15 protein-coding genes are annotated in these 14,399 nt (G+C 68.8%); 7 read left to right on the forward strand and 8 right to left on the reverse strand.

Annotated elements, in window-relative coordinates:
* Window positions 1-4 precede the first annotated feature (4 nt).
* Genes F4X11_25780 through F4X11_25795 form a run of 4 tightly spaced genes read right to left on the reverse strand, consistent with a single transcriptional unit; the run spans window position 5 to window position 6,950 of the window.
* Window positions 5-1,651 (reverse strand): DUF1800 domain-containing protein, encoded by a 1,647-nt coding sequence (locus F4X11_25780; GenBank protein ID MYN68387.1) that lies wholly within the window; start codon window positions 1,649-1,651, stop codon window positions 5-7.
* A gap of 32 nt (window positions 1,652-1,683) precedes the next feature.
* A complete protein-coding gene (locus F4X11_25785) occupies window positions 1,684-2,907 on the reverse strand; it encodes a DUF1501 domain-containing protein (protein MYN68388.1) in 1,224 nt (407 codons plus the stop codon).
* A gap of 29 nt (window positions 2,908-2,936) precedes the next feature.
* Window positions 2,937-4,433: a DUF1800 domain-containing protein gene (locus F4X11_25790; protein ID MYN68389.1), complete on the reverse strand. Its 1,497-nt coding sequence runs from the start codon at window positions 4,431-4,433 to the stop codon at window positions 2,937-2,939.
* 36 nt (window positions 4,434-4,469) lie between these two features.
* Window positions 4,470-6,950 (reverse strand): TonB-dependent receptor, encoded by a 2,481-nt coding sequence (locus tag F4X11_25795; GenBank protein MYN68390.1) that lies wholly within the window; start codon window positions 6,948-6,950, stop codon window positions 4,470-4,472.
* A gap of 243 nt (window positions 6,951-7,193) precedes the next feature.
* Here F4X11_25795 and F4X11_25800 point away from each other — a divergent pair, with 243 nt between their 5' ends.
* The 5 genes from F4X11_25800 (at window position 7,194) to F4X11_25820 (ending at window position 9,906) form a co-directional block, all read left to right on the forward strand.
* Window positions 7,194-8,384, forward strand: a complete 1,191-nt coding sequence (locus F4X11_25800; GenBank protein ID MYN68391.1) for a di-heme enzyme — start codon at window positions 7,194-7,196, stop codon at window positions 8,382-8,384.
* A 265-nt stretch (window positions 8,385-8,649) separates the two neighbouring features.
* Window positions 8,650-8,982 (forward strand): hypothetical protein, encoded by a 333-nt coding sequence (locus tag F4X11_25805; protein MYN68392.1) that lies wholly within the window; start codon window positions 8,650-8,652, stop codon window positions 8,980-8,982.
* A 5-nt stretch (window positions 8,983-8,987) separates the two neighbouring features.
* Window positions 8,988-9,245, forward strand: coding sequence for a hypothetical protein (locus F4X11_25810; GenBank protein MYN68393.1), 258 nt, complete (start codon window positions 8,988-8,990; stop codon window positions 9,243-9,245).
* A gap of 20 nt (window positions 9,246-9,265) precedes the next feature.
* Complete coding sequence (locus F4X11_25815; protein ID MYN68394.1) at window positions 9,266-9,556, forward strand: type II toxin-antitoxin system RelE/ParE family toxin; 291 nt, start codon at window positions 9,266-9,268, stop codon at window positions 9,554-9,556.
* A gap of 8 nt (window positions 9,557-9,564) precedes the next feature.
* A complete protein-coding gene (locus F4X11_25820) occupies window positions 9,565-9,906 on the forward strand; it encodes a putative addiction module antidote protein (GenBank protein ID MYN68395.1) in 342 nt (113 codons plus the stop codon).
* A 209-nt stretch (window positions 9,907-10,115) separates the two neighbouring features.
* Here the strand turns inward: F4X11_25820 and F4X11_25825 are convergent, their stop codons facing one another.
* Both F4X11_25825 and F4X11_25830 read right to left on the reverse strand, forming a co-directional pair.
* Window positions 10,116-10,439: a DUF433 domain-containing protein gene (locus F4X11_25825; protein MYN68396.1), complete on the reverse strand. Its 324-nt coding sequence runs from the start codon at window positions 10,437-10,439 to the stop codon at window positions 10,116-10,118.
* A gap of 174 nt (window positions 10,440-10,613) precedes the next feature.
* On the reverse strand, window positions 10,614-11,150 hold the full coding sequence (locus tag F4X11_25830; protein MYN68397.1) for a hypothetical protein: 537 nt from the start codon (window positions 11,148-11,150) through the stop codon (window positions 10,614-10,616).
* 466 nt (window positions 11,151-11,616) lie between these two features.
* On the opposite strand from F4X11_25830, the gene F4X11_25835 reads away from it, so the two are divergent.
* Complete coding sequence (locus tag F4X11_25835; GenBank protein ID MYN68398.1) at window positions 11,617-11,811, forward strand: hypothetical protein; 195 nt, start codon at window positions 11,617-11,619, stop codon at window positions 11,809-11,811.
* Here F4X11_25835 and F4X11_25840 read toward each other — a convergent pair.
* Window positions 11,774-11,932 carry a DUF2235 domain-containing protein gene (locus F4X11_25840; GenBank protein ID MYN68399.1) on the reverse strand — a complete coding sequence of 53 codons (159 nt, stop codon included), beginning with the start codon at window positions 11,930-11,932 and terminating at the stop codon, window positions 11,774-11,776. The genes F4X11_25835 and F4X11_25840 overlap by 38 nt on opposite strands.
* A 144-nt stretch (window positions 11,933-12,076) precedes the next feature.
* Window positions 12,077-12,346, reverse strand: a complete 270-nt coding sequence (locus F4X11_25845) for a hypothetical protein (GenBank protein ID MYN68400.1) — start codon at window positions 12,344-12,346, stop codon at window positions 12,077-12,079.
* Between the two features lie 540 nt (window positions 12,347-12,886).
* On the opposite strand from F4X11_25845, the gene F4X11_25850 reads away from it, so the two are divergent.
* On the forward strand, window positions 12,887-14,164 hold the full coding sequence (locus F4X11_25850; GenBank protein ID MYN68401.1) for an IS256 family transposase: 1,278 nt from the start codon (window positions 12,887-12,889) through the stop codon (window positions 14,162-14,164).
* Window positions 14,165-14,399: the final 235 nt, after the last annotated feature.

Here is a 14,399-nt window from a genome sequence, read left to right on the forward strand (position 1 = left end):
GTCCTCATGCGACTTGATACTCGGGCGATGCCAGAATCAGACGGACGACGGCCGACACGCGCCGTTCGGGCGGTGCGTGGCGCGCCGCGCCGACCATCGTCCGGCGCGCCGAGTCGGGCGGGGACCGGAGCACGAGGCGATCGAGGAGCGCCTCGACCAGCCCTTCCGGTGTCGCGGGGACGCCGGTGGACAACAGGGTCTCCGCTTCGAAGCGGGTGGGGATGCCGAGCGCGTCCCGGTTGGCCTGGCGGGCGGCGGCCCGCGCCTCGTCGATCTCGCGCACGGCCCGCGCCCGGTCCGAGTCGCGCGCGCGGGCGTAGCTGCGCGGGGCCGCCAGCGGCTCGAGCCCGGCCGGCAACTGCCCGTCCAACAGCACGTCGCCCAGATGAAACCGCACGGACATCGAGCCGGCGTTGAGCCAGATCTCACCCCCCGGCCATCCCCTGACGTTGGGCGGATCGAAGAGCCTCTGTCCCATCGCCTCCACGTAGCGGGCGAGATTGGGGGTGGGGTCGATCTCGAGGGCGAGCTGTCGGGCGGCGCCGACCAGCAGCCGGACCGGACTCTTGACCTGGTTCCCGCGGGCCTCGGCGCGGTCGAACTCCGCAGACGCCAGGAGCGCCTCGACCACCCTGGCCATCTGCACTTCGCTCCCGGCGTGGGCCATGAAGGTGTCGGCCAGACGCTCCCGGAGCGCGCCGTGCGGATCGCTCGCCCCGAAGAAGGCGATGAGCCTGCCCGCCAGGAACCGGGCGGTAGCGGGGTGGGCCGCGAGGATGTCGGCGACGTCGTCCAGCCCGAACGCACCGGTGCGCCCCAGGATCGTCTTGGTCCCGCCGTCGTGACGCTCCGGGACGAAGCGGGCGACCAGCCCGTCGCGTCGGAGCGCCCGGTGCAGGCTGGGGGCGTCCGGCCGGTTGGGCTTGATCACTCCGGCCGGCACGTCGAGGGTCCAGCCGGTAAGGGCGCGAGCGATCTCCCGAACGTCCGCCTCGCGGTAGTTGCCCACCCCGAGGGTGAAGAGCTCGCACAGCTCCCGCGCGAGATTCTCGTTGTGGCGCTCGCCGGTCATCTCCTCCATGTCGAGATAGAGCATCATGGCCGAGTCGCGCAGCACGGCGTTCAACAGTTGCCGGAAGTTGCCCAGCGCGTGGTGTCGAAACACCGCGTTCTGCTCGTACATCGACTGCGAGATCCGCACCTTGTGGAACGAGGAGGTGAAGTGACCGTGCCAGAACAGGGTCATGACCTCCCGGAGCGGTCCGGGCGTGCCCATCATCTCGCGCAGCCACCACGCGCGCAGGTCGTCCATCTCGTTCGCGTAGCGTGCGGTCGTGCGCCCGTGGTTGTCGGCCAGCACGTCCGGCGGCGTGTCGGCCCAGCCGCGCTGGGTATTGAGCCAGGGGTGTCGGACCCAGTCGGGCGGGGCCGGCAGGGGCGCCCAGGTGGCGTCCACGATCAACGTCTCCACCGCCTCCTGGCGCGTCATCGCGGTCAGGCGGGCCACGGCCTCCGGCGTCGGACCGAACGCGGCCCGACTCAGCAGATGCGCGGCGGCGGCGGCATCCCAGGGGTCGGCCGAGTGCTGTCGAGTGGCCATCGCTCCTCCAGGTCCGGACTGCTTCGGGAGAACTTCGGTCTCGCCCGGCATGGTAACGGCGGATAGCTGGTTGGACAGCTTCTTTACGCGATTACCTCGAACGGTTGCGCGATGCGCTCGTCCAGGATGAGGCTCGGGTCCGCCGCCAGCCACCTCGCGAGCACGTCGGCGTAGATCTGCCGGAAGTCCACGCTCGGCTCCAGTCCGCCGTCGTGCTGCCGGTCGAGGTCGGCCGGCACGCCGCGCAGTCCGGGCCGCACGCGCCCGCCGGCCACGAACAGCACGCTGGCGTCGCCGTGGTCGGTGCCGTGACTGCGGTTCTCCTCTATCTGGCGCCCGAACTCCGAGAACGACATCACGAGCACGCGCTCGAACTGTCTCGCCGCCTGCAGGTGCGCGGCGAAGGCCCGCAGCCCGGCCCCGAACTGGGAATAGAGCGACTCGTGCACGGCGAGCTGGTTGCTGTGCGTGTCGAACGACGGCGACGTGAACGTCGCGAACGATCCCAGGGTCAGGTAGTAGACCCGCGTCGGGGAGCCGGTCTCGATCAGGTTGCCGGTCCAGCGCAGGGACTGGCCGAACTCCGTGTCCGGGTAATCGAACCGCGCCCCGCTGCCGCCGGCGGCCCTTCCCAGCCGGTCGGCGGTCAACGCCAGGGTGTTCTCGATCTGCCGGAGATAGTCGAGCCGGCTCGTCCGCGATCCGGTCGGCGTCGGTTCGGGTCGGCCCCTGCCCTGCATGTCGAGCACCAGGCGGGGATGGGCGACCGACTGGCTGTGTCCCGAGGACGACGCGAGCGTTCGGCCGAGGTCCGGCCCGAACTGCAGGCCCGCCACCGGCTCGGAACCGCATTCGCACCGGTGATCGAGATACCGGCCGAGCCAGCCGTGCTCGGGCGCGGGATCGCGCACGGATCCGGTCTCGAAGATCTCGGTGCCGCGAGAGTGGCTCCGGGAGGAGTTCGGGTAGCCCACCCCCTGCACGATCGCCGCGTGCCCGTCGTCGATGAGCCGCTGATAGTCCACCAGCCAGGGGTTGAGACCGAGCTCGCCGCCGACCTGCGGGAGCGCGTCCCGCTTCGCGATCGCGATGGTCGGCCGGGCGCGGTAGTAGCGGTCGTCCCGGATCGGCACCACCGCGTTCAGCCCGTCGTTGCCGCCCATGAACCGGACGACCACGAGCACCGGACCGTCGTACCCCGGCGTGTCCTGGCCGGGCGCGGCCGCGGCGCTCCGGGCGAGGAACTGCGGCAGCGTCGGCGTGAGCGCGAACAACCTCAACATCTCGCGGCGGGTGAGTGCGGTCATGGCTCCACTTCGTCCTTTCGGGGATGACGTCAGGCCAACTGGTATTCCGGAGTCGCCACGATGCGCCGGATGGCCTCGGCCGCGGCGGCTTCGGCGCCGGCTCCTTCGCCCGCGGTCGGCACGGCCGACGGATCGACGCCGGGCGCCGGGTCGAGCCGCGCCAGCAGCGCGGCCGGCGCCGCGCGCCGGTAGCGCTGGCCCACGAAGGGCGATGCGGCTTCGGCGGCGTCGCCGCCGGCCGTCGACTCGACGATGCCGAGGACGGGCGCGGTCCCGGTCGTCAGGATCCGGCCGAGCTGGTACCGCACGGCGAGGCGCTCGGCGGGTCGGAGCCACGCGTCCTGACCCGCCCAACCCGCGTTGCCGAACGACGGGGTCTGGAACAGCGTCTGACCGGCCGCGGCGAGCCAGGCGCCGAGTGCCGCCAGCGGCGGCGTGGACACTTCCAGTTGCCGGCAGGCGCCGACCGCCAGGTGCACGGGACTCTTCACCAGGGCCCATCGCGACGCCTCCGACCAGAAGGCGTCGGACCCGACGATCTCGCGCACGAGCGCGACGATGGAGCCGTCGGTGGCCCGGTAACGGGCGGCGAGCTTCCGCTCGAGGAATCCGCTCGGGTCCTCGACGCCGAGGTGGCGCATCAGGAGCCGGGAGTACCGGGCCGCCGTCGCCGGATGCCGGGCCAGGTAACCGATCGCGGAGGCCGCGTCGAAATTCTCGGTCCGTCCGAGGATCGTCTTGGGGCGGTCGACGAAGTGCGCCGGCTCGAACACGGGCCGCAGCCCGGTCCGCCGCTGCGATCGGAAGCCCTCCGGATTCACCGGCCGGCCGGGCTCGTAGCCGCTGGGAGCGACGAGCACCCAGCCGGTCAGGGCGCGGCACAGCTCGGCCACGTCGTCCCGCGAGTAGGCGTCGGGGCCGACGGTCCAGTTGTCCAGGACGAGCTGTCCGGGGCGGAAGTTCTGGAACTCCGGGTCGAACATCGCCGCTTCGCGGTACTCGTCCATCCCGACCTGGATCATCATCGCGGGCTCGGTCACGAGCGATTCGAGAAGCGCCGGGACGGTGCCCAGGCAGCCGCGGCGCACCCGGTCGTTCCGGGCGTGGAGCGCCTGCGGCATGTTGACGCTGCCGGTCGTGCTGCCGAGCGTGCCGTGCAGGAAGAGCACCAGGTTCTCCCGCAGCGGCGCCGGACCGGACACCATCTCCTGCAGCCACCAGTGGCGCAGGCGCTCGATGGCGGCCTGCGCCGCTGCGTCCTGCGCGGCGAACGCGCGGTTGTACTCTCTCGCGGTCGTGTCGGTGAACAGCAGGGCGCTGTTGATCCATTCGGTGAGCACGAACGGCGGCGGCACGGGACGCGGAGCCCGCTTCGCCCCGTCCACGAGCGAGTCGAGCGCCTCGTCGACCGTGAGGCCGGTCAGCGTCGATTCGAGCTCCTCGGTCGCCGCGAATGCGACACGGCGCAGGAGGTGCCTGACGTCTTCCGGGCGCGAGAGCCTTCGGCCGGACGCTTCACTCTGCATCGGAGTCCCTTTCCGGGGCGGTGCTGCCGCCGACGATCAGTAGCGGAAGCGCAGCCCGGCGATCGCCCAGCGGCCGGGGCCGAGAAAGCCGTCCTCGTAGGCGTACTGGTCGAAGAGGTTCTCGATCTTCCCGTAGATATCCATCCGCAGGCCGCCCCCGGTGGGCAGGTCGTAGCGCAGGACGAGGTCCGCCTTCATGGGCCCGTGGAAGAGCATCCGCCGGGCGTTCGCGCCGTACGGCGACAGGAAGTAGTCGCTCGCCGCGAACAGGTCGAAGGCGACGTTCACCCGGTTGGCGATCCACTGGGTTGCGGTGAGCGTGAACATGTGCTCGGAGAGACCGGGAACGCCGAAGAAATCGTCGCCGATAGTGGCGGTGTTCGACTTCGAATCGGTGTAGGTATAGGCGATCCGCAGGTTGGTGCTCGCGCTCGGCGCCGCCTGCACGCTCATCTCCACGCCCCGCGCCTGCCCGCCCCCGGTGTTCCTGTAGCCGCCGAAGCGGCCGAAGGGATCGGTCGCGGCGGGGAAGTTGGCGAAGTCGAAGATGATCGTCTCGAGCAGGTCCGTGTAGAAGAACGTGGTGCTGAACTGCATCTTCGAGTCGAACCACCACTGGTCCACGCCCGCGTCGAAGGCGACCGAACGCTCCGGGTTCAGGCCGGGATCCCCCCAGTAGCTGAACGACCCCGAGAACGACGAGAAAGAGCCGCCGAAACGTTCGAATGCCGAAGGCGCCCGGTAGCTGTTGCCCACGTGCATCCGCACCTTCGTGCCGCTGGTCGGGACGAAGTAGGCCACCGACACGTCGCCGGTGTACGCGGTGGGGGCATCGAAGGTTACGCCGGCGTAGGGGTGGCTGCCCCCGACGAACAGCGGATCCTGCAGGTTGAAGGCCTGGAGGCGGGTTCCCAGCGTCGCCTGCAGCCTGCCGTCGAGGAAATGGAGCTGGTCCTGCGCGTAGAGCGAATGGCTCACCGACCCGATCGTCACCGAGGCGTCGTTGGTCGAGCTGGCGCTGAAGTACTCCTCCCGCTCGAGCTCGTAGCCGGCATTGAACGTGTTGGACGTCCCGAACGCGGTGTCGAGCCGCGCCTGCAGCGTGTCGATGCGGCCGTCGTAGTTGCTGCGGTTGTTGGTGGCCGGCTCGAAGGGACCGCCGCCGAGCGGACCGTCGAGGAACCCGCGGTTCGTATCGACGCCCTGGTAGCTCACCCGGTACGTGGTGCCCGCCGCCACGGTGTGCTGCAGCGTCGCGCTGCCGTTGAGGAACGACGACTCCCGGTTCGCGTCGGGGTCGTTCTGGCTCGGTACGAACGTAGCGGTCCCGGCCGCGAAAGGCTGCCCCTGCTCGAACAGGGCGAGCTGATCGGTGGGCAGCGCCCGGGCCGGCACCACGCCGGTCGCCGGGAAGTTGTCGAGCACCTCGGCGGGAAACGCCGGACTCTCGGTCAGCCGCAGTTCGTCGCGGGTGTACCAGAAGCGCCCGGTCGCCGACAGACCCGGCGTGAACCGGTAGCGGACCGTCCCCTGCGGGGAGACGCTCTTGTAGGGGTTCTCGCCGCGCACGCCCCCGCTCATGTTGATGTACGCCATGGCGCCGCTGTAGGTGAACCGGTCGTTGGCCAGCCCGCCGCGGATGCTGGGCACCGTGCGCATCAGCCCGAGGCCGCCGCCCTCGATCAGCAGGTCGCCCTCGGGCGCGCCCGCCCCGGTGCGGGAAGTGACGTTGATGACGCCCGCCATCGCGCTCGATCCGTAGAGCGACGATCCCGAGCCGCGCAATACCTCGATGCGCTCGGTGTCGACCGTGGTGAGGTTCGCGTAGAACCCCGTGGCGTCGCCCTGCGGACTCGCCGCGTCGCGGAACCGCATGCCGTCGATCAGCAGCGCCGTGTCATGGCCCCGCAGGCCGCGCGTCTGGATCGTCGTGAAGCTGCCCGGCCCGCTCAGCGTCTGCACCCGGATCCCGGGGAGCGTACGCAATGCCTCCGTGATGGACAGCTCGTTCCGCAGCGCGATCTCCTCCGAATCGATCACGTCGATCGCCTTGGCGACCTCCTGGACGGCCAGCGGCGTGCTCGATGCGGTGACGACGACCTCGGCCGCGATCCCCGAGACGGCCAGCTCCAGATCGAGCGCCTGATCGCCGGCGACGGTAACGACGGCCGAGCCGGAGAGCGATCCCCCGGAGGCGCGGCCCTCCAGGACGTATTGGCCGCCCGGGATGTCGTCGAAGACGTACTGCCCGTCCGGACCGGCATTGCCCTCCCGGACCTGCCCGCCCCCGGTGCGTTCGTAGAGGAGCAGCTCGGCCTGCGGAACGACGCCGCCCTGCGGGTCGAGAACCCGACCCGCGAGGCTGTCGGCATACGCCGCCCCGGGCAGCAGCAACGCGGCAACGACGGCTCCAACCGCCTGGCCGCGGCGCAGGGTCGACGCCGCATCGAGACGGTGACGCGTGATCGCCCGCCCCGCGGTGGCCGCCGGGCGTCGATCTGCAACTGGCTTTCTCATCGATGAGCACTCCCCGGGCAACCGGTTCTCGTAGTCGAATCCGTGTTCCCTGTATTCGGCGACAGTTGTGTGGCCGTCACGCAAGCCTAGTGCCCGCCCACGCTCCGCTTCCTGAAGTTTTTGTGAAATTTCCCTGAAGTCGGGAGGCTGGGCCGGCAACCCGCTATGCTGGAGACGCGGTACCGTTTCTGCAGCAGGACGCCGGGATGCCAGCCGGCAAGTTGCTGCCCGTTTGAGGAAGACATGCGCTATCGAAGCACGGTCGCCGTCTTGTCCGCGCTGGCGGCGCTGGCGGTGGGGCTCGCCGGCCAGCAGCGGACTCCGAACTATCAATGGGATCTGCCGCCCGGCGTGTCTCCGCCGCGGTTGCCCGTCGGCGCTCCCATGACGCCCGCCCGCGTCGAGCTCGGGCGGCGCCTGTTCTACGACACGCGGCTGTCGGGCAACGGGACGCAGTCGTGCGCAACCTGCCACATCCAGGCGCTGGCCTTCACCGACGGACGCGCGCGGGGATTGGGTTCGACAGGGGAACGCCACCCGCGCAGCGCGATGTCGCTGGTCAACGTGGCGTACCGGGACGCGCTGACCTGGGGGGATCCAACCCTCCTGACCCTGGAGGAGCAGGCCCTCGTGCCGCTGTTCGGGACCGACCCGATCGAGCTCGGGCTCGCCGGTCACGAGAAGCGGGCGTATGCCGCCCTCGCCGCCTCGCCGGTCTACCGGCGGCTGTTCCCGGCGGCGTTTCCGCGGGTCGGGTCGACGATGGACGACGACGAGCAACCAGCCGAGCCGTTCATCACCACCGAGCGGATCACGCTGGCGCTGGCGGCGTTTCAGCGCTCTATCGTCTCGTTTCGCTCGCCGTACGACCGCTATCGGTTCCACGGCGACGAGAAGGCGCTGTCGCCGGCCGCGCGGCGCGGAATGGAGCTCTTCTTCTCGCGCCGTGCGCGGTGCGGCGGCTGCCATCTGGGGCGGTCCTTCAGTCAGACCCTGTCGGCGGACATCTCGCTCAACCTGGACGGCGGCTCGAAGGCGGCCACCAGCCCGCTCACCGACCCGCCCGTGTTCAATTTCCACAACACGGGCCTCTACAACCTGCCGGGGCCGGTGCCGTACCCGCCCGACAACACGGGACGCCACGCGCACACCGGCAATCTCGAGCATGTGGGGCAGTTCCGCATTCCGACCCTGCGCAACGTCGTCGTGACGGCGCCCTACATGCACGACGGCAGCATTGCCGCGCTCAGCGAGGTGCTGGACCACTACGTGGCCGGCGGGCGCGCCCCGAATCCGCAGCAAAGCGACGCGATCGAGCCGTTGACGCTGCGCGGCGACGAGCGCCGGGACCTGCTCGCGTTTCTCCAGAGCCTCACGGACGACGCGCTGCTGCGCGATGTGCGCTGGAGCGACCCCTGGGCCCCGGCGCCGTAACGTCGCATTCGTCGGGGTCGGCGGCGCGGGAGGGCGGCGAGGTGCTGCGCTGATCCACCTACCATCTTCCCTTTCTATGGGAAGGCGTGCGTTTCGTTCCGAACCTGCCAATTCCGGTATGGACCGAAGAGGTGCATCCGCGGTACTGCTGCTTCGGCCGCGTCGCTGACCGGAAAGTACGAGCGGTCATCCGCGACGAGGATGGCGATCGAACTCGGTGAACGTTGATCTCCGGGGCAGGATGCGCATGAAGGAGCTCGCCGAGATGAGAACTGTGATGCCGTTCGTCGCGGCGGTCGTGACGCTCGTCGCGTTCGGGTCTCCGGCGGCCGCCCAGCCCCGGGTTGCCGCGCTGGCGATCGACCAGCGTCCAGGGGATCGCCCGTTTTCCTCCGGTTCGGCCGCGAGCAGCGTGTCGGCCGACCCTGGATCTCCCATCCGCGCCGATGAGACCTGCGACGGCAAGCCTGCTGGTGCGGCGTGCTGGATGCAGGTCTACCAGCGGCCCGGGTGCTACGTCTGGAATGCGGGACTCGTTCACGACTACCTGTACCGGTGCCAACGAAACCTCGTGGCGTCGCAGTCCCCTGCAGGGTAGACAGCATGACGGAAGCGGGACAACGCGCACGAGCACGTTGCCGAAAACACGAAGGCTGCAAGCTGGAGGGCTACACCGACAGTCTCGGCAAATGGAACGTGGGCGACTACGGCCTCCTCGCCAATCGCGCCCGGCAGCGGAAGCTGGCCGAGTGCCGGCGGGCGCTCGGCACGCCGCTCCCGCCAGCGTCGCAGCAGGATGCCCAGGTCATTGCCTATCGGGACCGCTACACCCCGCCAAGGCGGGGATTGACAGAGGTGTAGCCTGTTGGCTACTTTGCGGCATGATCGAAGTCCGCAGGACGGAGGTCTACGCCAAGTGGCTGGACGGGCTACGCGATGCCCGCGCCCGCGCCCGCGTGCTCGTCCGGGTCGAGCGGCTGGCGACCGGCAATCCGGGCGACGTCAGGCCGGTGGGCGAAGGCGTCTCGGAAATGCGGATCGACCACGGCCCGGGCTACCGGGTCTACTTCAAGCGGCAGGATCGCACGGTCGTCGTGCTGCTAGCCGGCGGCGACAAGCGCACGCAGAAGCCCGACATCGAGATGGCCCTGCGCTTGGCAAGAAACCTATAGGTAACACCATGACCAAGACTGCCACATCCCCCTACGACGTTGCCGAGCACCTGCGCACGCGCGAGGACATGGCAGCGTACCTGGAGGCGTCCATCGAGGAGGCGGACGGCGACGCCGCGTTCGTGGCCAAGGCGCTCGGCGACATCGCCCGCGCGCGGGGCATGGCGCAGGTGGCGAGCGAGACCGGCCTGTCCCGCGAGAGTCTCTACAAGGCGCTGTCGGGCGAACGTGTTCCGAACTTCGACACCGTTCTCCGGGTGGTCAGTGCACTGGGCCTGAAGCTGCGTGCCGAGGCCTCGCCGACGACAGGCGGTCAGCCGCACGCCGGAGCCGTTACGAGTGAACGCTGATAGCAACGCCGACAAGGGTCCGGTCCGGCCGGCGGCCGGGCGCATGGCGGCACTCTCCGACCGGCAGCGCAACGCCGCCACGAGCGGCGTGATGGGCCGCGGTACTCCTGGTTGCCCGCGTGTCCGCCGCGGCGGCGACGGGGCGTGCGGCGCCGGCCGACCGGTCCGGGATGAAACGCTGGTGATGCTGCTCGCGTCCCAAGAGACCCTCAAGTCCTCGCTGTGCTGGTGCTTCTACCATCTCGGGGGGAACCGCACGCTCGCGACCGCATGATCGAGGACTCGACCAGCGCCGGTTCAATGCGTTCGTGCCCGACGAGACGTCGGGCGTATACCAGGCACGCGCGGATGTCGTCGGGTTCCAGCCAAGGGTAGCCCTGCAGCACGATCTCCGGCGTGTCGCCAGCGGCCAACATGCCAAGAACATGCTCGACAGCGAGTCGGCGATTCCTGATGATCGGCTTGCCGCCGAAGATGGCGGGGTTCGACGTGATTCGACGGAGGAGGTCCGTTTCGCTACCAGTGCTGGCCACGGCTCACCTGTCGATCATGCTACCTCAGTTCCAGGGCTCCGGGCAGTCTGGCCGTTTCAGGAAGCGCTCATGCCCACCCTGGGCAGGAACGGCAGCGCCATTCCGCTGCGCCGGTCGGTGTGTCTCAGTGTCCGAGGGGCACATGTTCAGGCCAATCATCGTGACGGGCACGGGCTACCGTACAGCAATGAATGACTGTCCTTGAACGGAGCCCGTGAGAGCGCGCAATGTCTTCGACGCCAGCACGGCGCCGAGCCGACGATAGCGCTGGACGATCCCGGTCGACGGCATGCCGTTGCGCCTTGAGCATGTCGTCGAGACGGACCTTCGACGAGCTTCCGATTCCGGTCGAGGAGCTTGCCGCAAATGTCGACGGCCTGGTCGAGCGTGTCGCGCCACGCCTGGGCAGGAGCACACCAGCGCGAGGTGGCGGCGCGGGGCGGGCATCTCGCGCACCCGGTCGGCGGCCGACGCGGTCCGAACGCTGTGGAACAGGATCCGTTGGTTCCCGTTGACCCAGTTCACGTCGATATCCAGCACGCCGGTCGCCTCGATCGATTCCAACCGCGCCAGAAGTCGTTTCATGCCCCCAACCGACGGGCTCGACGTGCCGGCCTTGATGTCATGCAGCGGCGAGTGCGGATGCTCGTCGCCGACGGCGACCAGCGCGTCGAGGCCGTCGCGCATCGTCGCCGACAGATGTTCCGCCATGCGTTGCGTCAGCAGGGAGCGGGCCTTGTGCCGGGCCGCCCCCATCGCCCGGCGCAGCACCGAGTCGGCCGGCGCGACAATGGTGTTCGTCGCGAAGCCAGCCTCGCGCCCACGCCAGCAGCGACGCCGTGCGGTCTAGTCGCTGCGCTTCGTCTTCGGAGGAACCGTGCCAGCCGTTCGCCGGCGGCGGTGTCGAACGTACGTAGACGCAGGTACTCACCGATGCGCTGCTGATGCCCGGAAAACCGTCTACTGCCGGCGGGCGTCTCAAGGAAGGTGGCATCGCGGATCAGGCGAGGGCGGAAGACGTCGGGGTCGGAGACCGGCACGGTTCTGTCAGGCACAAACGCCCGTTCTGACTAAACACTTCAGCAGCACGGAACATAACGCGTTCCATGTTCTGCATCCGTCAGATAAATAGCTGAAGCCGCGTTCAGTGGACAGGCCGTGAGAACCGTCGCCTAACCTGAGGGTCTCGACCGCGCAGCAGGACGTGCGCAGCCAGCGCCTCGCTATCCTCTATTACGCGCGCCAGCACGACTTCCGCATTGACGACTTCACCGAGGCGACCGCCTCCGGACAGGCTTCCGAGAAGCGCCGCCGGCTCGACGAGCTGATGAACGTCATCGATCCGTGCCTACACCGTCGTCATAGTATGTGACCTGCTCGACATCGGAGGAGTGGCGGTCTACCGCATTAAATATACGCCAGACATTCGTGCCGCGGGTTTTGCCTCCGCGGTTCCCGGTGCCGTCAGAGCAAACGACTATGTTCTTGGGCAAGTGTGTTCCCCTCCCGGATGTGGCGCGGCGGGCCGGCATGTGACCACGACGACGCGATCAACGCGAGTACCGAGAGACGTCATGCTCTCTTTCACCTAGCGTCTTCGGCCAAGTTAACAGAAGGCGCGCTTATCAGACCCAGCGTCAGCGCACATCTTCTCCACCTATCTTGAGGAAATTCGTTTCGCGTTCTTCCCCTTCCTCGTAGAGCACTTCGGCGACATCGTCGCCGTCGGCGCTACGCCAGATCCAACGACCGTGCTGGACGCCGTTCACGTAGGGGCCTTCCATGGTGTTCCCATCCACGAAGCGGAAGACCCAGTTCCCGTTCCGCTCGTCGTTGACATAGGGGCCTTCAGAGACGGATCCGTCCTCGTCGCGCATGACCCAGTGGCCGTTGAACTTGCCGTCCACCAGGCGCCCTCCGGTATTCGTCTGGACACCCCCATCGTGAGCCCAAGTCAGCGTCCCCGTTCCCTGTGCCGTACCACCGGCGCAAGCTCCCGTCCAAGTCACTGTCTCGCCCGGTTGAGGATACGGATTCCAGACGTAACACCGGGGTCTCTGCGAGATCTCCATCCAGCAGGCCGCGCCGGTTGCCTGGCCAGCGCATGTCTCATCAGCACGAACCCGAGACGCGGGATCAGCCCCAGGCGCGGCAGCACCCAACGCCGACAGACGGTTCTGCGCCAGCTCACTGAACACCCCGCTCGGCAACCGGCGCAGGTACGCCTCAAAGTCCGCCGGGTTCGTGCTGTTCTGGACCGACTGCCAGAAAACGACTTCCACGCCGCCGGTATCCGCCGCCGCGGCACCGGCCGACGCGGGAGGCTGGGGCGCGCCCCGGGGGATGTCCCGGACGGTGTTGAAGTTGAGCTGAGGTGAAGCGGGTGGCGACTCCTTCCCCTGTCCTGTGGTAGGACAGGGGTGAATCACAAGGAGGATCGACCACCCATGGCCAAGCATGACAGGCGGACATCGCGCCGCCAACCCTCAACCTCGCGTTCGGTCTCGATCCAGGTGCCGCTGCCGGTGCTCGCCGTGCTCGGTGACGTCCGGCAGGCGTTCCACGGCCTGTGCATCTCGACCGGGATGCAGGTGCTCCAGGCAATGCAGGAGGCGGACCGGGACGCGTTGTGCGGCCCGAAGGGACGTCACCAGCCCGAGCGGACCGCGTGGCGCGGCGGGAGCGTGGAGAGCCACGTGACGCTGGGCGGCCGTCAGGTCGGGCTGCCGCGGCTTCGCGTGCGCAACGCCGACGGCGAGGTGCCGCTGGCCAGTTTTCAGTGGGCGGCGGCAACCGACGCGCTGGAGGCGCACACGCTCGAAGCGATCGCCGCGGGGGTGTCGACGCGGCGGTATGCGCGCACGCTGGACCCGGTGCCGGCCGAGGTGTCGGAGCGGGCGACGTCGCGCAGCGCCGTGTCGCGGCGGTTCGTGGCATTGTCGACCCAACAGCTGCGGGCGTTCGTCAGCCGGCCGCTGGGCGAGCTGGACCTGCGTGTGGTCTGCATCGACGGCAAGGTCTTCAAGGAACACTGTATCGTGATCGCGTTGGGGATCGACACTGCGGGGCGCAAACACGTCCTCGGCTTGCGTGAAGGTGCGACCGAGACGGCGGCGGTCTCGACGGCGCTGCTCAACGACCTGGTGACGCGCGGATTGCCGACCGAGAGGGCGATGCTGTTCCTGGTCGACGGGTCCGCGGCGCTGCGTCGCGCCATCAGCGACGTCTACGGCTCGCTCGGCGTCGTACATCGCTGTCAGGTCCACAAGTATCGGAACGTGCTGGGCCATCTGCCGGAGCGGCTGCACGCCAGCGTCGGCCGGGCGCTGCGTACGGCGTGGGACCTGCATTCGGAAGCGACCGCGAAACGGGCTCTGGAGCGCCTGGCCCGCTCGCTGGAGGACGAGCATCCCGGCGCCGCGGCATCCATCCGCGAGGGGCTGGACGAGACGCTGACGGTGCTGCGTTTGGGCCTGACGGGGCCGCTGCAGCGGACGCTGCGCACGACGAACATCATCGAGAACCTCAACGGCGGGGTGGAGCGCTACACGCGCAACGTGAAGCGCTGGCGCGGCGGACAGATGATCCAGCGCTGGGTGGCGAGTGCGCTACTGGAAGCGGAGCAGCGTTTCCGGCGGGTTCGAGGCTACCGTGACATGCGCCATCTCGTCGCTGCCCTCGATGCGTTGGCCCCACCCGAGGTGGACGTCGAACAGGTGGCGTAATGTAGACTCGTCAATAGCAGGAACGGAGTCCGTCACCCGCGAAATCCAACAGCCAGCGGGACATCCCCCAGGCCGCGAGTTCTGGCGGTTACCAACGGAACGCGCGCTTATCAGACCCGACTTCAGCGCACATCTTCTCCGCCTATCTTAAGGAAATTCGTTTCGCGTTCTTCCCCTTCCTCGCACTAGTGTCCCAAGAAACTCGAGGCGGCTACCCGTAAGTTACAGAATGCAA

Source organism: Acidobacteriota bacterium (assembly GCA_009861545.1).
Classification (GTDB): domain Bacteria; phylum Acidobacteriota; class Vicinamibacteria; order Vicinamibacterales; family UBA8438; genus WTFV01.

What these genes read in the sequence shown, in the direction of transcription:
- F4X11_25815 (MYN68394.1), top strand. Translation starts at nt 9,266, where the DNA reads ATGATCGAAGTCCGCAGGACGGAGGTCTACGCCAAGTGGCTGGACGGG.
- F4X11_25800 (MYN68391.1), top strand. Translation starts at nt 7,194, where the DNA reads ATGCGCTATCGAAGCACGGTCGCCGTCTTGTCCGCGCTGGCGGCGCTG.
- F4X11_25805 (MYN68392.1), top strand. Translation starts at nt 8,650, where the DNA reads ATGAGAACTGTGATGCCGTTCGTCGCGGCGGTCGTGACGCTCGTCGCG.
- F4X11_25810 (MYN68393.1), top strand. Translation starts at nt 8,988, where the DNA reads ATGACGGAAGCGGGACAACGCGCACGAGCACGTTGCCGAAAACACGAA.
- F4X11_25850 (MYN68401.1), top strand. Translation starts at nt 12,887, where the DNA reads ATGGCCAAGCATGACAGGCGGACATCGCGCCGCCAACCCTCAACCTCG.
- F4X11_25820 (MYN68395.1), top strand. Translation starts at nt 9,565, where the DNA reads ATGACCAAGACTGCCACATCCCCCTACGACGTTGCCGAGCACCTGCGC.
- F4X11_25830 (MYN68397.1), bottom strand. Translation starts at nt 11,150, where the DNA reads ATGGCGGAACATCTGTCGGCGACGATGCGCGACGGCCTCGACGCGCTG.
- F4X11_25790 (MYN68389.1), bottom strand. Translation starts at nt 4,433, where the DNA reads ATGCAGAGTGAAGCGTCCGGCCGAAGGCTCTCGCGCCCGGAAGACGTC.
- F4X11_25785 (MYN68388.1), bottom strand. Translation starts at nt 2,907, where the DNA reads ATGACCGCACTCACCCGCCGCGAGATGTTGAGGTTGTTCGCGCTCACG.
- F4X11_25780 (MYN68387.1), bottom strand. Translation starts at nt 1,651, where the DNA reads ATGCCGGGCGAGACCGAAGTTCTCCCGAAGCAGTCCGGACCTGGAGGA.
- F4X11_25795 (MYN68390.1), bottom strand. Translation starts at nt 6,950, where the DNA reads ATGAGAAAGCCAGTTGCAGATCGACGCCCGGCGGCCACCGCGGGGCGG.